Origin of the sequence: Pseudomonas sp. SW-3, from assembly GCF_016615645.1 — a bacterium.
GTDB lineage: Bacteria > Pseudomonadota > Gammaproteobacteria > Pseudomonadales > Pseudomonadaceae > Aquipseudomonas > Aquipseudomonas mandelii.
Genome location: NZ_CP067098.1, coordinates 5763127 through 5784400 on the forward strand (window position 1 = coordinate 5763127; position 21274 = coordinate 5784400).

Below are 21274 nucleotides of genomic sequence, written 5' to 3' on the forward strand. Positions count from 1 at the left end.
AAGGCATCTAATAGTCAACATCTCGTTGAATGAGATGGCCTCTTCGCGGGCAAGCCTCGCGCCTACAGGGATCGGTGTTGGATGTGACATTGAGACAAGTACCCAAAACCCATGAAATCGGCGCTATGACCCAAGCACTCATCGAACTGTCCGACCTGAGCTTCAGCTGGCCCGGTCACCCGCCGCTGCTGGACATCCCGGCGTTTCGCCTGGAGCCCGGCGAAACCCTGTTCCTCAAAGGCCCCAGCGGTAGTGGCAAGACCACCCTGCTTGGCCTGCTTGGGGGCGTTCAGAAACCCGATCGCGGCAGCATCCGCCTGCTGGGCCAGGAGCTGACCGAACTCGGCGCCGGCGCGCGTGACCGCTTTCGCGTCGATCACACCGGCTATATCTTCCAGCAGTTCAACCTGCTGCCGTTTCTCTCGGTGCGCGAGAACGTCGAGCTGCCCTGCCACTTTTCCAAACTGCGCGCCGAGCGGGCGAAACAGCGCCACGGCAGCGTCGACCAGGCCGCCGCCACTTTGCTGGCTCACTTGGGCCTGAAGGATGAAAGCCTCCTCAGCCGCCGCGCCGATTCGCTGTCCATCGGCCAGCAGCAACGGGTCGCCGCCGCGCGCGCGTTGATTGGTCAGCCGGAGCTGGTGATCGCCGACGAACCGACCTCGGCCCTGGACTACGACGCTCGCGAAAACTTCATTCGCCTGCTGTTCGCCGAATGCCGTGAAGCCGGCTCGAGCCTGTTGTTTGTCAGCCACGATCAAAGCCTCGCGCCGCTGTTCGATCGCCACCTGTCGCTGGCCGAACTCAATCGCGCCGCCACCCCGTTCGAGGTCTGAGATGTATTTGTTTCGTCTAGCCCTGGCCAGCCTGGCTAACCGCCGCTTTACCGCGATCCTCACCGCGTTCGCCATTGCCCTGTCGGTCTGCCTGCTGTTGGCCGTGGAACGGGTGCGCACCGAAGCCAAGGCCAGTTTCGCCAGCACCATCAGCGGCACCGACCTGATCGTCGGCGCGCGTTCCGGTTCGGTGAACCTGTTGCTGTACTCGGTGTTCCGCATCGGCAACGCCACCAACAACATTCGTTGGGACAGCTTCGAACACTTCGCCAACAACCCGAAAGTGAAGTGGGCGATCCCGATGTCCCTCGGCGATTCCCATCGCGGTTATCGCGTGATGGGCACCACCGAGGCGTACTTCGAGCACTACCAATACGGCCATCAACAGCACCTCGAAGTGGCCGATGGCCGCGCCTTCGCCAGCGATCCGTTCGAAGTGGTGCTCGGGGCCGAAGTGGCCGATGCGCTGCATTACAAACTCGGCGACAAACTGGTTCTGGCCCACGGCGTGGCAGTGATCAGCCTGGTCAAGCACGACGACAAACCGTTCACCGTAGTCGGCATTCTCAAACGCACCGGCACCCCGGTGGACCGCACGCTGCACATCAGCCTCGGCGGCATGGAAGCGATTCACGTCGACTGGCACAACGGCGTGCCGGCCCAGGGCAAAGGCCGGATCAGCGCCGATCAGGCACGCAACATGGACCTGACGCCACAAGCGATCACCGCCTTCATGCTCGGCCTCAACAGCAAGATTTCGACGTTCGCCGTGCAGCGCGAGATCAACGAATTCCGTGGCGAGCCGATGTTGGCGATCCTCCCCGGTGTGGCGCTGCAAGAGCTGTGGAGTTTGATGAGCACGGCGGAAAAAGCCTTGTTCGTGGTGTCGCTGTTTGTGGTGCTGACCGGTTTGATCGGCATGCTCACGGCGATTCTCACCAGCCTCAACGAACGACGGCGCGAGATGGCGATTCTGCGCTCGGTCGGCGCCCGGCCCTGGCACATTGCGACGTTGCTGGTGCTGGAGGCGTTTGCCTTGGCGCTGGCCGGCGTAATGGCCGGGCTGGGGCTTTTGTATGTGGGCATCGCCCTGGCCCAAGGCTATGTGCAAGCCAATTACGGTTTGTACCTGCCACTCGCCTGGCCCAGCGAGTATGAATGGACGCTGCTCGGTGGCATCCTGATCGCCGCGTTGCTGATGGGCAGCGTGCCGGCGTGGCGCGCGTATCGCCAATCCCTGGCCGATGGCCTGTCGATCCGACTATGAGGACGTTAATGATGCCCCGCGCTCTGCTTGCGCTGTTGATGCTGGTCGCCCTGCCGCTGTGGGCGGCCGAGCCGAAAGAGCTGACCTGGTCGGAAATGATCCCGCCGGACGCCGCACCGGAAGTGCCGAACATGACACCGCTGCACGACCTGTCGCAGATGAGCAGCGCGCTGGAATCGGCGCCCGCCGCCAGACAAGACATGCCCAATGCACCTGTGGTGAAAAACCTCGACGGGCAGAACATTCGCTTGCCGGGTTACATCGTGCCGCTGGAAGTGAGCGAGGAAGGTCGCACCACGGAGTTTTTGCTGGTGCCGTATTTCGGCGCCTGCATCCATGTGCCGCCACCGCCGTCGAACCAGATCGTGCACGTGAAAAGCGAAGTGGGCGTGAAGCTGGATGAGCTGTATCAGCCGTACTGGATCGAGGGCGCGTTGCAGGTCAAAGCGTCGACCAGCGAGTTGGCGGACGCGGGGTATCAAATGGAGGCGGACAAGATTTACGTGTATGAATTGCCGGAGTGAATCCGGCGATTCTGTATTGCTTGATCGATAGCTATCGCGAGCAGGCTTGCTACCACAGGGGATCACCTAATCTCTGTGGGAGCAAGCCTGCTCGCGATGAGGCCATCTGCCGCACAACAAAAACAAGGCCATCACTGTTTCATTGAGCTGAGTCAAAAGACCGTATCAGACGCCTCCGTACCATTGGACATCGAATATTTTTAACGTCCTTTGGAGCTCCTATGCACAAGTCCTTGCTCAGCGCTTCGCTGTTTGCCGTCGCGCTCGCAGCCCCGCTCGCTTACGCCCACGAAGCCGGTGACATCCTGGTTCGTGCCGGTGCAATCACCGTCAACCCGAAAGCCGACAGCTCCAGCGTCAAGGTCGATCAAGGCCCTCTGGCCGGCGCCGACCTGGGTGGCAAGGCGACCATGAGCAGCGACACGCAACTGGGTCTGAACTTCGCTTACATGATCGACAGCCACTGGGGGATCGAACTGCTCGCCGCCTCGCCATTCGAGCATGACGTGAAGATCAAAGGCACCGCCCTGGGCGCAGCCAACGGCAAACTCGGCACCCTGAAACACCTGCCGCCAACCCTGAGCGTTGTGTACTACCCACTGGACGCGAAGTCTGTATTCCAGCCATATGTCGGCGCCGGCATCAACTACACCTGGATCTACGACGAGCACGTCGGCAGCGAAGCACAAGCCAACGGCTTCAGCAATTTCAAGGCGGATAACTCTTGGGGCATGGCGTTTCAGGTTGGTGCTGACTACATGATCACCGACAACATCATGCTCAACGCCCAGGTGCGCTACATCGACATCGACACCACGGCGACCGTGGAAAACAACGCCGTGGCGCCGGGTACTCGTGCCAAGGTCGATGTGGACGTCGACCCGTTCATCTACATGGTTGGCCTGGGTTACAAGTTCTAAACCCACGCACAAAAAAAAGGCGCCTCGAAAGGCGCCTTTTTCATGATCGTTCCCACGCTCCGTGATGGGAACGATCTATCGTCCCAACAACCGCGCCAAGCCAACATTCATCGGCGTCTGCTCAGGGTAGGTAAACCGCTCCAGCAACCGCCGATTGTTCGCTCGCGAGTGGCGGATGTCACCGGAACGTGCCGGGCCGTAACTCACCGGGGGTAATTGACCGACCACCACCTCCAGCGCCTCAAGCATTTGCTTGAGAGAAGTTGCCTGGTTCCAGCCAACATTGACCGCGCCGACTTCGACCTGCGGTTGCTCGATGGCTTGCACCAACAAATCCACCAAATCTTCAACGTAGACGAAATCGCGTGTCTGCTCGCCATCGCCAAACACGGTGATCGGCAGGCCTTTCTGCGCGCGCTCGCTGAAAATACTGATCACGCCGGAATACGGCGAGGATGGATCCTGACGCGGTCCGAAAATGTTGAAGAAGCGGAAAATCACCGGCTCCAGACCATGCTGGCGACGGTAGAAATCGAAGTAATACTCGCTGGCCAGTTTGTCCGACGCATACGGTGTCAATGGCGCCTTGGGCGTGTCTTCATCGATCGACTCGCCTTCGCCATTGTTGCCGTAGACCGCCGCGCTGGAGGCGTACAGCACTCGCTTGACGCCAGCCTGACGCATGGCTTCGCAGACATTCAGCGAGCCGATGAAATTGCTGCGGTGAGTCTTCACCGGATCGTCCACCGAGGCCTGCACTGACGCCACCGCGGCCAGATGCGCCACGGCGCTGCAACCGAGCATGGCCTGGGCCACCAGCGCAGCATCGGCGACGTCACCCACAACGAGTTCGACCTTGGGATTGTCCAGCGGCAGGTTGCTGCGTTTGCCGGTGGACAAGTCATCAAGAATTCGCACCGAATGGCCTTTGGCAAGCAAGGCATCGGTCAGGTGCGAGCCGATAAAACCGGCGCCGCCGGTGATTAAAACAGGGCCGTCAGCCATGGCGATAGAACCTATCCAGTAAGCCCGGGAGTGCCGCGCGCCAGGCGCGGGGCTTGATTCCGAAGGTGTGCAGTATTTTCTTGCAGGCCAGCACCGCGTGTTGCGGCTCTTCGGCGGCGTCCGGGCGCGCGGCGTGAGCCTGGGCGGTCGGCGCTTCGATGGCCAGCGGATGCAGGCTGCGGGCTTCGGTCAGGATCGCCTGCCCCAGCGCCAGCGGCGTGGTCGCCTCATGCCCGGCGTAATGATAGGTGCCCCACAGCGGCGCCGCACAATCGAGCTGCTTGAGTACCGAAATGATCACCCGCGCCGCGTCGTCGACCGGAGTCGGGTTGCCCCGGCGGTCGTCGGCCATCAGCAATTCTTCAGGCTGTTCGGCGCGACCGAGGAAGCGCCCGAGTGTGCCGTCGGGGCTGTCATCGAGCAGCCAGCCGAAACGCAACAGCACGTGTTGCGGGCAGGTAGCGCGCACGCTTTGTTCGATCCGCCACAAGGCCTGACCGCGCAAGCCCAATGGCACCGGTTCGTCTTTTTCGCTGTAGGCGGTCGCCCGGGAGCCGTCGAACACGCGATAGCTCGACGGTTGCAGCAGCACGATGTTGTGATGCTGGCACAGTTCGGCCAGACGCTCGATCGCCCGCTCCTGCCCGGCCAGACGCTGTTCGCTGACCGTCTCCGCCTGAAACCAGTCGAAGTAGTAGGCGAGATTGATCAACGCGTCCGGGCGGGTGTCGTCGAGCAGTTGCGTCAGGCTCGCGGCATCCCAGCCGTCTTGCGGTGGGCGGGGGGCGAGGAAACCGATGTCTTCCTCCGCACCGAGGCGAATCAGCGCCTGCCCAAGGGCATTTCCGCCGCCCAGTAACATAAGGCGCATTCGCATAGAGTCAGCAGGCCCAGTCTGATTGGAACGATGGCTTTATCGACAGCGCCCGTGGGCGATGTCGTTGATAGTTGCCGGAATCGTTGCATTTTGCGGGTTTAGTGCGCAACCGTCATCCGTAAAGTGTAGATCCCCGGGATTTGTGGTGCCTGTCCCGACCCCATCGCGAGCAGGCTCGCTCCCACAGGGGGCTGCGGCGCACACAAATCCAATGTGGGAGCGAGCCTGCTCGCGATGAGGCCATTGGAAACAATGAAGGTCTTGAGCGGTACTTGCATCTTCAGTCCCCCACCCGCATAAATTACCCAATGAATCTGCCCATCCCCACGGACGCGGCCCTGGCAGGCTTCCACCCCGCCGTCAGCGCCTGGTTCAGCAATACCTTCCCGACGGTCACCGCCGCCCAGGCCCGGGCGTGGCCGTTGATCCGCCAGCACCGCTCGACCCTGATCGCCGCGCCCACCGGGTCCGGCAAAACCCTCACGGCCTTCCTCGCGGTCATTGACGACCTGGTCCATCGCGGCCTGGAAAATGAAGGCGGGTTGCCCGACGAAACCCTGGTGGTCTACGTCTCACCGCTCAAAGCCCTGTCCAACGACATCCAGATCAACCTGCAAAACCCGCTGGCCGGCATCACCGAGCAATTGCGCGTCATGGGCCTGCCCGAATTGCAGATCAACACCGCCGTGCGCACCGGCGATACGCCGCAAAAAGACCGCTCGGCCATGCGCCGAACAGCGCCGCACATTCTGGTGACCACCCCGGAGTCCCTCTACGTGCTGCTTGGTTCCGATTCCGGCCGGCAGATGCTCGGTACCACGCGCACGGTGATCGTCGACGAAATCCACGCCATCGCCGCCAGCAAACGCGGCAGCCATCTGGCCTTGAGCCTCGAACGACTGCAGGCGCTGTGCGCGGTCCCGCTGATGCGGATAGGCCTGTCTGCCACGCAAAAACCCATCGAAGCGGTCTCGCGCTTCCTTGTGGGCCGTGACCGCGAGTGCGAAATCATCGACATCGGCCACGCCCGCCCACGGGATCTGGACATCGAAGTGCCGCCAGTGCCGCTCTCGGCAGTGATGGCCAACGATGTCTGGGAACGGGTCTACGACCGCCTCGCCGCCCTTGCCCGCGAACACCGCACCACGCTGATTTTCGTCAACACCCGACGCCTGGCCGAGCGCTTGAGCCGGCACTTGAGCGAACGCCTCGGCAAGGAGGCCGTCGCCGCGCACCACGGCAGCCTGGCCAAGGAGTTTCGCCTCGACGCAGAACAGCGGCTCAAGCGCGGCGAGCTGCAAGTGCTGATCGCCACGGCCTCGCTGGAGCTGGGGATCGACATAGGCGACGTCGACCTGGTGTGCCAGATCGCCTCGCCGCGCTCGATTGCCGGTTTTCTGCAACGGGTAGGCCGCTCCGGGCACCAGGTCGGCGGCACGCCCAAGGGCCGTTTGTTCGCCACCACCCGCGATGACTTGATCGAATGCGCCGCCCTGCTCGACTGCGTGCTCCGTGGCGAACTCGACACCCTGCAGATTCCCAAGGCGCCGCTGGATGTCTTGGCGCAGCAGATCATCGCCGAAGTCAGCTGCCAGGAATGGCAGGAGCAGGCCTTACTGGAGATGTTCCGCAAAGCCTCGCCCTACGCCGACCTCGACGAAAAGCATTACCAGGCGCTGCTGAATATGCTCGCCGAGGGCTACAACGGTCGCCAGGGGATTCGCAGCGCCTACCTGCACCGCGACGCCGTGACCCGCACGTTGCGCGGTCGTAGGGGCAGCAAACTGACGGCGGTGACCAGCGGCGGAACGATTCCGGACAATGCCGATTACAGCGTGCTGCTGGAGCCTCAGGGGCTGAACATCGGCAGCGTCAACGAAGACTTTGCCGTGGAAAGCATCGCCGGGGATATCTTCCAGTTGGGCAATACGTCGTACCGGATCCTGCGCGTCGAAACCGGCAAGGTCCGGGTCGAAGATGCTCAGGGCCAGCCGCCGACCATTCCGTTCTGGCTTGGGGAAGCACCGGGACGCAGCGCTGAATTGTCATTCGCCGTCGCGCGCCTGCAAGCGCAGCTCGATGACCTGCTCGGCGCCACACCGGGTAACTTGCAACCGGCCATCGACTGGCTGACCGACACCCTCGGCCTGAACCTCGCCAGCGCCGAGCAACTGGTGGATTACCTGGCCCGCGCACGCCTGACATTGGGCGCCCTGCCCTCGCAAGACACGCTGCTGATGGAACGGTTTTTCGACGAATCCGGCGGCACGCAACTGATCATCCACTCGCCGTTCGGCAGTCGCATCAACCGCGCCTGGGGCCTGGCCTTGCGCAAGCGGTTCTGCCGCACCTTCAACTTCGAATTGCAGGCCGCCGCCAGCGAAGACGCAATCGTGCTGTCGCTGTCCACCAGCCACAGCTTCGAACTCGACGACGTCTGGCGCTATGTTCACAGCAACACCGCCGAGCACCTGTTGATCCAGGCGATACTCGATGCGCCGCTGTTCGGCGTGCGCTGGCGCTGGAACGCCGGGGTCGCACTGGCGCTGCCGCGCTATACCGGAGGGCGCAAAGTCGCGCCGCAGATCCAGCGCATGAAAAGCGAAGACCTGATCGCCAGCGTGTTTCCCGATCAGATTGCCTGCGTGGAAAACCTCGCCGGTGAACGCGAAGTGCCCGAGCATCCGTTGGTGGAGCAAACCCTCGACGATTGCCTGCACGAGGCCATGGACAGCGAAGGCTGGCTGGCACTTTTGCGGCGTATGGAAAGCGGCGACGTCCGGCTGATCAGCCGCGATTTGCCGGCGCCCTCGCCGCTGGCAGCAGAAATCCTCAGCGCCCGCCCCTATACCTTTCTCGACGATGCGCCGCTGGAAGAACGCCGCACCCAAGCGGTGCTCAACCGACGCTGGACCGACCCGCAGTCCACCGACGACCTCGGTGCGCTGGATGCCGAAGCGATTCAAGCGGTGCGCGACGAAGCCTGGCCAGCCCCGACGGGCGTCGATGAAATGCACGAAGCCTTGATGAGCCTGGCGTGCATCACCGATGCCGAGGCACAGGCCAATGCGCATTGGCTCGACTGGCTCAACGTCCTCGCTGCAAGCGGTCGCACCAGCCGTTTGCAGCTCAATGCCGGGCAATCGCTGTGGTTGGCGTTGGAGCGTCTGACCTGCCTGCGGGCGATTTATCCACAGGCAGATTGGCTGCCTCCGCTGGAGGCGCTACCGGGATTTGATGAGGTCTGGGAAACGGACGAAGCCGTGCTGGAAGTGATTCGCGCGCGGCTCAGTGCGTTTGGCCCACTGCCGTTGCAAGCGATTGCCGAACCTTTGGGATTGCCGGCCATTGAAGTCACCCAAGCGCTGGCGCAACTGGAGCGCGAAGGTTATGTGCTGCGTGGTCAATTCACCCCTGGCGCCACTGAGGACGAATGGTGTGAGCGGCACCTGCTGGCGCGGATTCATCGCTACACGGTCAAGCGTCTGCGACGGGAAATCGAACCGGTGGCGTTGCAGGATTTCATGCGCTTTCTGTTCGACTGGCAGCACTTGTCCGGCGCGACTCAGGGCCAGGGCAACGCGGTGCTGCCGGCCATCGTCGCGCAGTTCGAAGGCTATCCCGCTGCCGCTTCAGCCTGGGACAGCGACATTCTGCCGATGCGGATCAAAGGCTATTCGGCAAGTTGGCTGGACGACCTGTGCCGCAGCGGCAAGCTAGTCTGGACCCGCCTGACCGCGCGCAACAAGACGGCCGGCACGGCGTTGCGCAGTACACCGATTCTGCTGCTACCGCGCAGCCAGGTCGGGTTGTGGAGCAGCCTGACCGAGCAGACCCCGGTCAGCGAACTGTCGCCCAAGACGCAAAAGGTCTACGAAGCACTCAGCCAACATGGCGCGCTGTTTTTCGATGAGCTGATTCACGAGGCGCACCTGCTGCGCACCGAGCTAGAAATCGCCTTGCAGGAACTGGTCGGCGCCGGACTGGTGAACGCCGACAGTTTCGCCGGCCTGCGAGCGCTGATCACCCCGGCCAGCAAGCGACAGAACCGCAGCAGCCGACGTGGGCGTGGGGCGTTTGTCGGCGGGATGGACGATGCCGGGCGCTGGGCCTTGCTGCGACGTGGTCCTGCCGCGCCGGTTGTGGATAACAAGCGCCCGACGCCGACGCCGAGCGACACCCTGGAACACATCGCCATGACGTTGCTGAGACGCTACGGCGTGGTGTTCTGGCGCTTGCTGGAACGGGAAGCGGATTGGTTGCCGAGTTGGCGGGAATTGCTGCGCACGTTCCATCGGCTGGAGGCTAGGGGGGAGATTCGCGGTGGACGGTTTGTCAGCGGTTTGGCTGGCGAGCAATTTGCGTTGCCTGAGGCCATTCCATTGCTGCGCGAAGTCCGGCGCCGGCCGCATGACGGGAGTTTGATCGCGGTGTGCGGGGTTGATCCGCTGAACCTTGCCGGGACGTTACTGCCCGGAGCGAAGGTGCCGGCGTTGGCGAGTAATCGGCTGGTGTATCGAGATGGGTTGCCGGCGGCGGCCGAGATTGCTGGCAAGCAGGTTTTCTGGGTCGAGCTGGATCAGCAATCGGCTGCTGAATTACACAGCAAGCTGATCCGCCACAATCCCCTGTAGGAGCGAGGCTTGCCCGCGAAGAACGAAGACACTGTTCTACTGATACACCGCGGTGCGCCCTTCGCGGGCAAGCCTCGCTCCTGCAAGGTTTGCGGTGTTATTGAGTACGCGGCTGATCCGGTAACAACACCGGCGAATTCTCCGGCGCCGGCCCGTCGTCTTCCTGCCCGGCCATCGCCTGCCTCGGCATCAAAACCTGCTGTGGATAAGTCTGCGCGAAATGCACGCACGGGCTGTTATCCACAAGCTTCTTCAACCGTTGGTTAAATGCCCGGCTCACCGCATATTGCCCCCCCGACACCGTGCGGAACTGCGCCGTCAGCACCACGCCGTTGAGGTCCATTTTGTCGACGCCAAACACATCCAGCGGCCCTTGCAGGTTGTACTTGAGAAACGCGTCCTCGCGGATCGAATCCCCCGCCTCACGGATCAGTTCGATCGCTTTGTCGACATCGGTGTCGTAGGTGAACTGCACCGAGAAAAACGCATAGGCAAACTGCCGCGATTGGTTGGTCACGGCCTTGATCTGCCCGAACGGCACCGAGTGCACGAAACCCTTGCCGTCCCGCAGGCGCAAGGTGCGGATGGTCAGGCCTTCGACCGTCCCGGCATGGCCGGAGTCGAGCACCACCCAGTCGCCGATCGACAGCGTGTCTTCGATGATGATGAACAACCCGGTGATCACGTCCTGCACCAATTGCTGCGAACCAAAACCGATGGCCAGGCCGACCACCCCGGCACCCGCCAGCAACGGCGCAACGTTGATCCCAAGGTTGGCCATGGTGGTAATTGCGCAGATCACCACCAGGATGATTTTGATCGCGTTGCGCAGCAGCGGCAGAATGGTTTTGACCCGCGTACTCGGCTGCGTCGTGCGTTTGTTGACCGGCGGTTTCAGCGCTTCCTGGATCGCCGTATCGAGCACCACCCACAGCAACCAGGTCACCAGAAAGATCAGCCCCATGCTGCTCAACGAATCACTGATTGCCCGCCCTACCTTGTTTTGTTCGGCGAATTCGAACAGCGACACGCCCCAGATCCGCCCAAGGATTTCGATGAAAGCCACGGCCATGATGATTCGTAGCAGCGCATGCAGCAGACTGAGAAAACGCTCCTTGTAAGCGCTGCTGCGCTGGATCGCTTCAACCTGGCGCGACTTGAACATGTGCTGGAAAATTGTGCTGAGAAACACCGTGGCGATCAGCAGGATAGTGGTGAACAACGCACAGCGCAGCGCCTTCTGATTGTCATCGCCGACGCCGAGCAGGTTGATCGCCGAAACCATCACCATCAGCAGGATCGGCCAGTACCAGAGCCCGGAAAAGATCCGCAGGGATTCCTGCAGCGACGGCTGTTTGAGGCGCTGGGCCAAGGGCCGGTTACGGATCAGATGCGCCACCGGGCGCCTCAATCGAATCACCAATAAGCCGAAGATGATCGAGACGAAAAAACCGGTGAGCACGGCAGCGCTGCTGGTGATGTTACCGCCCAGTTGCCGGGCGATCTGCGGGCTGGTCAGCGCATCGCTGAGCGCGGCAAGGAAACCGATCAGGAACAGCGGTCGTGGGCAGAAATCGCGGATGATCTGCACTGCCGTGCGCTTGTGGCCGGTGTTGAACATGACAATCACGCAGAGCAGCATCGAGGTCGAAAAAATGCCGCTGCTGGTGGCGTAGGCGAAACACAGCGCCAGCGCACGGCCCACCGAGGCAGGCAGGAAATGGCTGACGTAAAGGGTCAACGGCAAGCAGATCAGGGCCGGTAGCGTGTAAGGCAACACATAATTGAGCAGATCCTGACTGCGCTGGCGGGTTCGCGGAAAGCGGCCCTGGTTCAAGCGTTTGGCGAGTATCCCACCGAGCACGGTGAGCAAGGCAAAGCTGCCGAGCCAGACGCCGGACAACATCAGGAAGTCGCCAATCACGCTCCAGCCGGAACGGTTAGAAGGTCGATTGACCAGTTTGTCCACCTCATTCGCCGCCCGGTCCGCCCGCAGGCGCCAGGCATCGACCAGGTCTTCGTTGAGGTCGAGCTTGTCCTGAACGTCGTCGATGCTGGAGCTGATGGCCCCGAGCAGGCCGCCCTGGACCAACGGTTCAGGCGTAGCAGGCTCCTCGGCAGCGGCGGGAACACCCGGCAGCGTGACGGCTTCCAACTCGTTGCTGCCCAGAAACAGCAACGCCCCCAGCAGTATCGCGGTCTTGAACTTGAGCAAAACGGGAAGCTCCTTGGGAAGGGTCTGTAAGGAACTGATCGGGAAATGGCGGGCAAGTTCGGTTTTCACCCCGAGATAACGGCCAGCAAGTTCCCCTATGGCGAGGGAGCTTGTTCCCGCTGGGGTGCGAAGCGCCCCCCAAAAACCTGCAAACCTGGCTCCTCAGATACAGCATGCGATATGGCATTTGCGACTGCTGCGCAGCCGAGCGGGAGCAAGCTCCCTCGCCACAGGGTTTCATTTGCCCGCGAGATATTTGACCTGCACGCAAATATCAAATGCCCACCCCTCTATTTTTCCGCACAACCCAAACCCCGACACTGCGCTCCATCAATCAAACCCACCGGAGTTGCAGTCATGCCCATTGCCTTGCTCGCGCTGACCCTCAGCGCCTTCGCCATCGGGACGACCGAGTTCGTCATCGTTGGCCTGTTACCCACCATCGGCGCCGACCTCGGCGTCAGCCTGCCGTCCGCCGGCCTGCTGGTCAGTCTCTACGCCCTGGGCGTCGCCATTGGCGCCCCGGTGCTGACCGCCCTCACCGGCAAAGTCCCGCGCAAATTGCTGCTGTTGTCGCTGATGGTGCTGTTCACCCTTGGCAACCTGCTGGCCTGGAAAGCCCCCGGCTACGAATCACTGATCCTGGCGCGGATCGTCACCGGCCTCGCCCACGGGGTGTTTTTCTCGATTGGCTCGACCATCGCCACCAGCCTGGTGCCAAAGGAAAAAGCCGCCAGTGCGATCGCTATCATGTTCACCGGCCTGACCGTGGCGCTGGTCACCGGCGTACCGCTGGGAACCTTCATCGGTCAGCATTTCGGCTGGCGTGAAACCTTCCTCGCCGTGTCCGCCTTGGGCGTGATCGCCTTTATCGGCAGCCTGCTCTACGTGCCGAAAAACATCGCCCACAGCAAACCGGCTTCGCTGTTGCAGCAATTGCAGGTGCTCAAGCAGCCACGTCTGCTGCTGGTGTACGCCATGACCGCGGTCGGTTACGGCGGCTCGTTCATCGCTTTTACCTTCCTGGCGCCGATTCTCCAGGACATCTCCGGCTTCAGCGCCAGCACGGTCAGCCTGGTGTTGCTGGTCTACGGCATCTCGGTGGCGGTCGGCAACATCTGGGGCGGCAAACTGGCGGACAAGCGCGGCCCGATCAGCGCCCTGAAAATCATCTTCGCCTTGCTCGCGGCGGTGCTGTTCGTGTTGACCTTTACCGCTGGCAACCCATGGCTGGCGCTGGCTACCGTGCTGGTCTGGGGCGCAGTCGCGTTCGGTAACGTGCCGGGGCTGCAAGTCTATGTGGTGCGTCAAGCCGAACATCACACCCCGCATGCGGTGGACGTGGCGTCGGGGCTGAACATCGCGGCCTTCAACCTTGGCATTGCCGGTGGCGCGTGGGGTGGCGGCTTGATCGTGGCTCACATGGGCCTGATCCATACCGCCTGGATTGGCGGGCTGGTGGTGTTGGTGGCGTTGGCGCTGACAGCGTGGAGTGGACGTCTTGACCGACTCGGCCCGGTCTACGCCGAAAGCACGACCCGCATCGTCGCCGGACACTAACCCCACAGAAGGTCGGTATGGTTTTCCGGAACCACCGTCCGTAGCCCCGTCGAAACTTTCTCGGTTGCCCCACGGTCATCAAAAGACAGAGGCAACCGAGGACCATTAGACGGGAGGCGACATGGCGGCGATTCACATTGGCATTTCAGGCTGGCGCTACACACCCTGGCGGGGAGGTTTCTACCCGAAGGGGCTGACCCAGAAGCGCGAATTGCAATTTGCGTCTCGGGCGGTCAACAGCATCGAAATCAATGGATCGTTTTACGCCCTGCAACGGCCTGAGCGTTACGCCCAGTGGTACGCCGAAACCCCGGCGGACTTCGTGTTCAGCGTCAAAGCCCCACGTTTCATCACCCACATCAAGCGTCTGCGGGACATTCATACACCGCTGGCGAATTTCTTTGCCTCCGGGATCCTGGAGCTGAAAGAGAAACTCGGCCCGATCCTCTGGCAGTTTCCGCCCAACTTCAAATTCGATGTCGAGTTGTTCGAAAGCTTCCTCAAGCAATTACCCCACGACACCCAGCAAGCAGCCGCCCTTGCCCGCCAGCACGATTCGCACCTGCACGGCCCCGCCAGCATGAAGGCGTACAAGAAAAAGCCGCTGCGCCACGCCGTTGAAATCAGAAACGAGAGCTTTATTGATCCAGCATTCGTGCGCCTGCTCAAGCGCTACAACGTGGCCTTGGTTATCGCCGATACCGCCGGGAAATGGCCGTACCGCGAAGACGTCACCAGTGATTTCGTCTATCTGCGCCTGCACGGTGCCGAAGAACTCTATGCCAGCGGCTACACCCCTGAGGCGCTGGAACGCTGGGGCGAACGGATCGACGCCTGGAACCATGGCCAGCAACCGGCCGATCCGCAGCTGATTGCACCTGGGCAAAAGCCGAAAGCACGCAAGTCCCGGGAAGTGTTCTGCTATTTCGACAACGACATCAAAGTCCGCGCGCCTTTCGATGCGCGGCGTTTGCTTGAGCACTTCCACCTCGACAAAGACCTCGCCACCCGTCCAGGTGAACCGGTCGCAGAAGGAGTGCTGTCATGAGTATTTCCGAACCGGTCGGCAGTACCGACGAACAGCAACCCGTCATCACCGCCGTGCGCCGTTTCACCGTACTGACGGTCAACACCCACAAGGGGTTCACCGCGCTCAATCGGCGTTTCATCCTGCCGGAATTGCGCGAAGCGGTACGCAGTGTGTCTGCCGATGTGGTGTTTTTGCAGGAAGTCCACGGCACCCACGAAGACCATCCGCAGCGGTACGACAACTGGCCGACGATGCCGCAGTACGAATTCCTCGCCGACACCCTGTGGCCACAATTTGCCTATGGCCGCAACGCGGTGTACCCGGCGGGTGATCACGGCAATGCGCTGCTGTCGAAATTCCAGATCATTCGCCATGACAACCTCGACGTCTCGATCAGCGGCCATGAGAACCGCGGCATCCTGCATTGCGTGCTGCGCCTGCCGGGCGATGGCCTGGAAGTGCACGCCATTTGCGTGCATCTGGGGCTGCGTGAGAGCCACCGCACGGAACAACTGAAGTTGCTGGCGCGACGCCTCGAAGACCTTCCGGTCGACGCCCCGGTGATTGTCGCCGGCGACTTCAACGACTGGCGCCAGCGTGCCGATGCGTTGCTCAAGCCCTGTGGCCTGCGCGAGGTATTCGCCGAGCACCACGGCAAACCGGCGCGCAGTTTTCCAGCGCGACTCCCAGCGCTACGCCTGGACCGCATCTATGTGCGCAACCTCAAGGCCTGCCGGCCGCAAGTGTTGGCCGCGCGCCCCTGGTCACACCTTTCCGACCACGCACCGCTGTCGGTGGAGATCGAGCTATGAGCAGCGCCCCGATGGAAAAAGCCACCGTTGAACACGTGCCGACTACCCCGCCGGTGCGTGAGCCCGGCGTGGTCGACGTCGAATACGGCTGGCAGGGCAACAACCTCGTGGAAATGCTGGAAAACGGCGAAGCCTATTTCCCGCGAGTGTTCGAAGCCATGCGCCAGGCCAAGACTGAAATACTCCTGGAAACCTTCATTGTGTTCGAGGACAAGGTCGGCAACGAGCTGCAGCAAGTGCTGGTCGAAGCCGCGCAACGCGGTGTACGGGTCACCGTCAGCCTCGACGGGTTTGGCTGTGGCGAGTTGAGCAACGGCTATCTCGCAACGTTGAGCGAGGCCGGCGTTCGCCTGCAAATATTCGATCCGGCGCCCAAGCTTCTGGGGATCCGCACCAACTGGTTCCGACGTCTGCACCGCAAGATCGTGGTGGTGGACGGCACGATCGCGTTCATCGGCGGGATCAACTTTTCCGCCGACCATCTGGCCGATTTCGGCCCCGAGGCCAAGCAGGATTACTCGGTTGAAGTGCAAGGCCCGGCGGTGGCCGATATCCATCACTTCGCGCTGCTGCAATGTGGCCGCCCGGCCCGCGCCAAATACTGGTGGCAACGCCGCCGGCAGCGACGCTCGGAACTGGCCTTCAGCGACCACGACGGCCAGGTTCGCCTGGTGTACCGCGACAACGGTGACCACCGGACGGATATCGAAGAGGTTTACCTTCAGGTGCTGCGAAGCGCCCAACGCCGGGTCGTGATCGCCAACGCCTATTTCTTTCCGGGTTACCGCTTGCTGCGCGAAATCCGCAACGCCGCTCGTCGTGGCGTCGACGTGCGCCTGATTCTGCAGGGGCAACCGGACATGATGGTGGCCAAACTGGCTGCGCGCATGACCTACGACTATTTGCTCAAGTCGGGCGTGCAGATCTTCGAATATTGCGAACGCCCGCTGCACGGCAAAGTCGCGCTGGTGGATGAGGACTGGAGCACCGTCGGCTCAAGCAATCTCGACCCGTTAAGCCTGTCGATGAACCTGGAAGCCAACGTGTTGATCCGCGACCGAGCCTTCAACCAAGATCTGTTCGAACGGCTTGAGATGCTGAGCAATAACCACTGCAAAGCCATGTCAGCGGACACGTCGCCGCGCGGAAGGATCTGGCACATGACCGTCGGCTTTCTGGTGTTTCACTTCCTGCGTCACTTCCCGGCATGGGCCGGTTGGCTGCCTGCGCATAAACCACGCCTGAAACCCTTCACCCATTCGGCCGGGAGTGACCACCATGAACCGCGTTGAAGCGCACTCGGCACCTCAAGACGGCAGCACAACACCTGTCCCGGAAAAGAAGACGCGCTGGAGCCGCTGGAAAAAACCGCTGACGATGCTGTTTTTCCTGGCGCTGATCGTGCTGTTGACGATGCTTGCCCAGCGCATCGAATGGGACGAAGTGTTCCACACCCTGGCCAATTTCAAGGTGCGCACGCTGATCATTGCGTCCGGCCTGACGCTGGTGAGTTTTCTGGTGTATGCCTGTTTTGATCTGATCGGCCGCACCTACATCCGCCAGGACCTGACCTGGAAACAGATCCTGCCGGTGGGGATCATCAGCTACGCCTTCAACCTGAACCTGAGCGCCTGGGTCGGCGGGATTGCCATGCGTTATCGCCTGTATTCGCGGCTAGGGGTGAGCAAAAGCAACATCGCGAAAATCCTCGGGCTGAGCCTGGCGACCAACTGGTTCGGCTACATGGTGATTGCGGGCGCCGTGTTCAGCAGCGGACTGGTCAGAATGCCGCCGGGCTGGAAGTTGAGCAGTGGTGCCTTGCAGGTTGTGGGTGTGTTGTTACTCCTGGTGAGCGCGGGATATCTGGCGGCGTGCCAGTTCTCCAAACGTCGGGAATGGGCGATACGCGGGGTGGAAATCAACCTGCCGTCCTTGCGCATGGCGATGCTGCAACTGGCCCTCGGAGCGCTGAACTGGTCGCTGATGGCGGCGGTGATCTTCACGTTGCTGCCGAGCAAGCTGGATTACCCATTGGTGCTGGGCGTGTTGCTGATCAGTGCGATTGCCGGGGTGATCACGCACATTCCGGCCGGGTTGGGTGTGTTGGAGGCGGTGTTTGTTGCACTGCTGCAACATGAAGCGTCGCGGGGGAGCCTGGTGGCGGGTTTGCTGGCTTATCGGGCGATCTATTTCATCTTGCCGTTGCTGATTACGTTGGTGATGTATCTGGTGGTGGAGGCCAAGGCGAAGTCGCTGCGGATTGCCAAGAAACCTTCCTGAGATTGTTGGGGAGGCGGATGACGCTTTCGCGGGCAAGCCTTCGAAAGCGTCCGCAAACCCACCACTCATTTCGACTGAATAATGCTCAACCGCTCACCCACGACCATCTCGGTAATCCAGTCCACCAGGATGGAGGTGTAGGCCTGTTGCGACACCGGCTCGCTCAACGCATGGTCGGCGCCGTCAATGATCCGGTGCGTCAGCGAATGCGTCTGCTGACACGCAGCGCGGTAGCTCATGATCGTCGAGTGAGGCACATAGTCGTCGGTCTCGGACTCCACGAGCAGCACATCCCCGGTGAATTGCGAGCACGCATGCAGCGCACGATTGCTGTCGGCGCGTACCAGCGTGTTGCGGTAATCGCGCAAATCAGCCTTGTCCAGTTCACGCTTGGGCGTATGCCATTGATCGTCGCGATACAGCGCCGGCACCCGCAGCGCCAGCCAGCGCACCGGGCGCAATGAAGTCAGTATCGAGGCCAGATAACCGCCATAACTGGTGCCGACCACCGCAATGGCGGAGGTGTCGAGCGCCGGGTGGGCGAGCAAGCGGTCGTATGCCGCCAGCAGGTCGCGCAGGTTGTCTTCGCGCGTTACGCGAGTAAGCGGGATGCCGGAGCCGCCGGTGTGCCCGCGCAAGTCGAACGTCAGGCACACGCATCCCAGACCGGCGATGCCTTTGGCCCGCTCCAGGTCCCGCTCCTGGCTGCCGCCCCAACCGTGCACAAACAACACGCCGGGGACTTTCGATTTGGGGCTCAGAAAGGTCCCGCTCATCTGTTCATCGTCGATGTCGATCTGAATGGTTTCGCTTCTAGCCGTCATAGGATTTGACCGTCACGTACTTGAGAAGAAAGTCACTGTTTTCCGCGGGCCCGCGATACACCTCAATGGCGTCCGGCGGCAGCGGTTGGTCGATGTAGGTTTCCACTGAAGACACGCGAATCGCGCGCATCCCCGGGTTGTTGACGAAGCTCTGCAACGCGGCCACTTCGGCGCTGCTGGCACCGCCCATGCGCCAGGACTGTTCGAGCACGCCGCTGCGCTGTTTGCCACTGCTGTCCAGGCCTTGGGCGATGTCATAGTTGCGGCGCGAGGCGTAAAAACCGGGATAGGCCTCGTCCGCGGCGCTGTCGAACACTTGCGCTTGCCGGATCGCCAGTTGCACATCGTCAGGCAGGTCCAGTTTCAGCAGGTCTTCGTAATACCCCTGCACCACCAGCAGATTGGAACCTCCATAAACCTGCTCGCCCTGACCGTCTTCGGTCAAGTATTGATCACCGCAATAACTCAGCACCTTATCGCCGATAAAACTCTGGCCAACACTGTGGGTGACGACGTTGTCGAGATCCTGTTCAAGCACCACGCCTTCGCTGAACAGTGCCCTGGCATCGGGGCGAGCCAGAACGGCGTCGAACTGGTCGAGGCTTTTGATCACTTCCTGCCCACGTCCGGCGCAGGCATGAATCGGCTTGATGCGGATCGGGCCGGTGTAAAGCAAATGCTCTGCGGCCGGCCGCGCATCGTCGAGCGAGAACACGCTGAGGCCATCGAGCACGACGTTGCGCACACGTTCGGAAAACAACGGAGACCAGCCTTGCGGGGCGTGCGCATGTTTATTGCGCAACCCGTGGCTGATGGCTTTGGTGCAGATGAAATCGTGGTCGACATAACCGCCCCACAGATCTTCCGGCCCGGTGACGCCCAATGCCCGGGCGGCAGCGACGCCGACCAGGGTCTGGGTCGGCAAGAGATAAAGATCTCGGGCCTTGTGAAGTCCGGGGTCGTAGCTGCCACCGAACTTGAGCCCCAGGATGTGCGCCAGCCAACGGGCCAGCGCGTGATTGGTTTCGACTTCGTGCTTGGGCGCCTCGGGGCGGACTGAGTGGGCGACTACCAGTTTCTTGCGGTTTGTTGGGGTCATGCGTCCCCCTTCAATCGGCTTTTGATGAATGTAGTTGAAGGGGTGCAGAGATCAAGCCATCGAGGGTTGGATAGAAACGGGTTTCAAATCAGGCAGTTGCTACGAAGGTGATGGCACTGAGCCTGTTTTATTCTGCACGAAGGGTTTCTCCACCCCTGCATTTTGCACGATCCAAGCCTTGCACTGAGCCAATGCGGGAGAGAGCCTGCTCGAGAATTCGGCGTGGGTCAGCCTGCATCTAAGTCACTGACATTGCGCCTTCGCGAGCAGGCTCGCTCCCACATTTTGGCTTGGCGGTGATCTGGCTACCGCGCGACAGCTGCACCCGGCGTCACGCCAAACCTCGCCCGGTAATCACTTGGCGCCAGCCCGGTGATTTTCTTGAAGGTCGCGCGAAACGCACTGGGGTCTTGATAACCCACGGTCCACGCAATGTGATCGATGGTGCCGTTGGTGAATTCAAGCATTTCCCGCGCCTTGCCGACCCGCAGATGCTGGCAGTACTCGGTGGGTTTCAACCCGGTCGCTGCACGGAAACGGCGCAGGAACGTGCGCTCTTCCAGCCCCGCCCGCTCGGCCATCGCCGTCAGCGATACATCGGTGGCCCCGGTGCTTTGCAGCCAGTGCTGAACCTTGAGAATCGCCGCATCGCCGTGGCTGAGAATCGGTGAAAAATTGCTGCCGCACTCACTCGCGCTGTCGCTGTGTTCCACCACCAGAAAACGCGCGGTGCCGGTGGCAATGCTCGGGCCGAGCAGGCGGTCGACCAGCCGCAACCCCAACTCGGACCAGGCCATCAACCCGGCGGTGGTGATCAGGTCGCCGTCGTCGACTATAGGGGTATCGGCCTTGAGCTTGATGGCCGGGTAACGCTCGGCGAAGGTTTTGGCCGAGGTCCAGTGGGTAGTGGCGCTGCGGCCGTCGAGCAAGCCGCTTTCCGCCAGTAGAATCGAGCCCACGCAGACGCCGCCGAGGGTCGCGCCCCGGGCGTGTTGCTGACGCATCCAGTGGATCAACGCCTGCGGTGCCTGACCTTCGGAAAATCCGGCAATCGATGGCGGAATCAACACCGCCACCAAGGCGCGGTCGGGCCCGGGATGACTGTCGTACACCCGCTCGGGCGCCTGCTCGCCATCAACTTGCCAATGGCTGACCCGCAGCAGCGGCAATTGCGCAGCCTGATGCTCGGCGGCAATCCGGTTCGCCACCCCGAACAGGTCCGTCAACCCGTGCACCGCCGCCATCTGCGCGCCGGGATAAATCAGCACGCCGAGTTCGACGATTGCCCTTTCTGCGTCCATTGTCAGTTTTCCCCCTTCTATTGTCGGTGCGGCCAATCCTCGGAAGGCCTGCCACAGACAATACTTCTTTCCACGCCCAACCCACACATT

The 21274-nt window shown here is 61.8% G+C and carries 16 protein-coding genes; 10 read left to right on the forward strand and 6 right to left on the reverse strand.

The window, feature by feature from the left end; genetic code table 11:
• The first annotated feature begins 125 nt into the window (after positions 1 to 125).
• From JIO00_RS26120 to JIO00_RS26135, 4 genes are all read left to right on the forward strand, one after another.
• Positions 126 to 836, forward strand: a complete 711-nt coding sequence (locus JIO00_RS26120) for an ABC transporter ATP-binding protein (RefSeq protein ID WP_200667123.1) — start codon at positions 126 to 128, stop codon at positions 834 to 836.
• 1 nt (position 837) lies between these two features.
• Entirely contained in the window at positions 838 to 2103 is a 1266-nt protein-coding gene (locus JIO00_RS26125) for an ABC transporter permease (protein ID WP_102593808.1), read from the forward strand.
• Between the two features lie 11 nt (positions 2104 to 2114).
• Positions 2115 to 2627, forward strand: coding sequence for a DUF3299 domain-containing protein (locus JIO00_RS26130; protein ID WP_042932995.1), 513 nt, complete (start codon positions 2115 to 2117; stop codon positions 2625 to 2627).
• A 221-nt stretch (positions 2628 to 2848) separates the two neighbouring features.
• Positions 2849 to 3547 (forward strand): OmpW/AlkL family protein, encoded by a 699-nt coding sequence (locus tag JIO00_RS26135; RefSeq protein WP_010467312.1) that lies wholly within the window; start codon positions 2849 to 2851, stop codon positions 3545 to 3547.
• 75 nt (positions 3548 to 3622) lie between these two features.
• Here the strand turns inward: JIO00_RS26135 and JIO00_RS26140 are convergent, their stop codons facing one another.
• Together JIO00_RS26140 and JIO00_RS26145 are read right to left on the reverse strand one after the other, a co-directional pair.
• Positions 3623 to 4552, reverse strand: coding sequence for an NAD-dependent epimerase/dehydratase family protein (locus JIO00_RS26140; RefSeq protein ID WP_010467311.1), 930 nt, complete (start codon positions 4550 to 4552; stop codon positions 3623 to 3625).
• Complete coding sequence (locus tag JIO00_RS26145) at positions 4545 to 5429, reverse strand: sugar nucleotide-binding protein (RefSeq protein ID WP_010467310.1); 885 nt, start codon at positions 5427 to 5429, stop codon at positions 4545 to 4547. Before JIO00_RS26145 ends, JIO00_RS26140 begins: the two co-directional genes overlap by 8 nt.
• A gap of 308 nt (positions 5430 to 5737) precedes the next feature.
• Between JIO00_RS26145 and JIO00_RS26150 the strand changes: the two genes are divergently transcribed.
• Entirely contained in the window at positions 5738 to 10063 is a 4326-nt protein-coding gene (locus JIO00_RS26150) for a DEAD/DEAH box helicase (protein ID WP_200667125.1), read from the forward strand.
• Between the two features lie 97 nt (positions 10064 to 10160).
• Here JIO00_RS26150 and JIO00_RS26155 read toward each other — a convergent pair whose 3' ends face one another.
• Positions 10161 to 12278 (reverse strand): mechanosensitive ion channel domain-containing protein, encoded by a 2118-nt coding sequence (locus tag JIO00_RS26155; RefSeq protein ID WP_200667127.1) that lies wholly within the window; start codon positions 12276 to 12278, stop codon positions 10161 to 10163.
• Between the two features lie 357 nt (positions 12279 to 12635).
• On the opposite strand from JIO00_RS26155, the gene JIO00_RS26160 reads away from it, so the two are divergent.
• The 5 genes from JIO00_RS26160 to JIO00_RS26180 all read left to right on the forward strand — a co-directional run bounded on the left by JIO00_RS26160 (position 12636) and on the right by JIO00_RS26180 (position 17960).
• Entirely contained in the window at positions 12636 to 13838 is a 1203-nt protein-coding gene (locus JIO00_RS26160; protein ID WP_010467307.1) for an MFS transporter, read from the forward strand.
• Positions 13839 to 13959: 121 nt separating this feature from the next.
• Complete coding sequence (locus JIO00_RS26165; RefSeq protein ID WP_010467306.1) at positions 13960 to 14886, forward strand: DUF72 domain-containing protein; 927 nt, start codon at positions 13960 to 13962, stop codon at positions 14884 to 14886.
• A complete protein-coding gene (locus JIO00_RS26170) occupies positions 14883 to 15680 on the forward strand; it encodes an endonuclease/exonuclease/phosphatase family protein (RefSeq protein WP_200667129.1) in 798 nt (265 codons plus the stop codon). Before JIO00_RS26165 ends, JIO00_RS26170 begins: the two co-directional genes overlap by 4 nt.
• On the forward strand, positions 15677 to 16972 hold the full coding sequence (gene clsB / locus JIO00_RS26175) for a cardiolipin synthase ClsB (protein WP_200667131.1): 1296 nt from the start codon (positions 15677 to 15679) through the stop codon (positions 16970 to 16972). Before JIO00_RS26170 ends, clsB begins: the two co-directional genes overlap by 4 nt.
• Positions 16959 to 17960 (forward strand): lysylphosphatidylglycerol synthase domain-containing protein, encoded by a 1002-nt coding sequence (locus tag JIO00_RS26180; RefSeq protein WP_102593804.1) that lies wholly within the window; start codon positions 16959 to 16961, stop codon positions 17958 to 17960. The genes clsB and JIO00_RS26180 overlap by 14 nt, the downstream gene beginning before the upstream one ends.
• A gap of 65 nt (positions 17961 to 18025) precedes the next feature.
• On the opposite strand, the gene JIO00_RS26185 is transcribed toward JIO00_RS26180, so the two are convergent.
• The 3 genes from JIO00_RS26185 to JIO00_RS26195 form a co-directional block, all read right to left on the reverse strand.
• Positions 18026 to 18784, reverse strand: a complete 759-nt coding sequence (locus tag JIO00_RS26185; RefSeq protein WP_200667133.1) for an alpha/beta hydrolase family protein — start codon at positions 18782 to 18784, stop codon at positions 18026 to 18028.
• A complete protein-coding gene (locus tag JIO00_RS26190) occupies positions 18774 to 19883 on the reverse strand; it encodes a DUF3182 family protein (protein ID WP_200667135.1) in 1110 nt (369 codons plus the stop codon). Before JIO00_RS26190 ends, JIO00_RS26185 begins: the two co-directional genes overlap by 11 nt.
• A gap of 305 nt (positions 19884 to 20188) precedes the next feature.
• Positions 20189 to 21184 (reverse strand): GlxA family transcriptional regulator, encoded by a 996-nt coding sequence (locus JIO00_RS26195; RefSeq protein ID WP_083375653.1) that lies wholly within the window; start codon positions 21182 to 21184, stop codon positions 20189 to 20191.
• Positions 21185 to 21274: the final 90 nt, after the last annotated feature.

Excerpts from the sequence above, each read along its gene's own strand:
- JIO00_RS26120 (WP_200667123.1), top strand. The coding sequence starts at position 126 with ATGACCCAAGCACTCATCGAACTGTCCGACCTGAGCTTCAGCTGGCCC.
- JIO00_RS26125 (WP_102593808.1), top strand. The coding sequence starts at position 838 with ATGTATTTGTTTCGTCTAGCCCTGGCCAGCCTGGCTAACCGCCGCTTT.
- JIO00_RS26130 (WP_042932995.1), top strand. The coding sequence starts at position 2,115 with ATGCCCCGCGCTCTGCTTGCGCTGTTGATGCTGGTCGCCCTGCCGCTG.
- JIO00_RS26135 (WP_010467312.1), top strand. The coding sequence starts at position 2,849 with ATGCACAAGTCCTTGCTCAGCGCTTCGCTGTTTGCCGTCGCGCTCGCA.
- JIO00_RS26140 (WP_010467311.1), bottom strand. The coding sequence starts at position 4,552 with ATGGCTGACGGCCCTGTTTTAATCACCGGCGGCGCCGGTTTTATCGGC.
- JIO00_RS26145 (WP_010467310.1), bottom strand. The coding sequence starts at position 5,429 with ATGCGAATGCGCCTTATGTTACTGGGCGGCGGAAATGCCCTTGGGCAG.
- JIO00_RS26150 (WP_200667125.1), top strand. The coding sequence starts at position 5,738 with ATGAATCTGCCCATCCCCACGGACGCGGCCCTGGCAGGCTTCCACCCC.
- JIO00_RS26160 (WP_010467307.1), top strand. The coding sequence starts at position 12,636 with ATGCCCATTGCCTTGCTCGCGCTGACCCTCAGCGCCTTCGCCATCGGG.
- JIO00_RS26165 (WP_010467306.1), top strand. The coding sequence starts at position 13,960 with ATGGCGGCGATTCACATTGGCATTTCAGGCTGGCGCTACACACCCTGG.
- JIO00_RS26170 (WP_200667129.1), top strand. The coding sequence starts at position 14,883 with ATGAGTATTTCCGAACCGGTCGGCAGTACCGACGAACAGCAACCCGTC.
- clsB (WP_200667131.1), top strand. The coding sequence starts at position 15,677 with ATGAGCAGCGCCCCGATGGAAAAAGCCACCGTTGAACACGTGCCGACT.
- JIO00_RS26180 (WP_102593804.1), top strand. The coding sequence starts at position 16,959 with ATGAACCGCGTTGAAGCGCACTCGGCACCTCAAGACGGCAGCACAACA.
- JIO00_RS26185 (WP_200667133.1), bottom strand. The coding sequence starts at position 18,784 with ATGACGGCTAGAAGCGAAACCATTCAGATCGACATCGACGATGAACAG.
- JIO00_RS26190 (WP_200667135.1), bottom strand. The coding sequence starts at position 19,883 with ATGACCCCAACAAACCGCAAGAAACTGGTAGTCGCCCACTCAGTCCGC.
- JIO00_RS26195 (WP_083375653.1), bottom strand. The coding sequence starts at position 21,184 with ATGGACGCAGAAAGGGCAATCGTCGAACTCGGCGTGCTGATTTATCCC.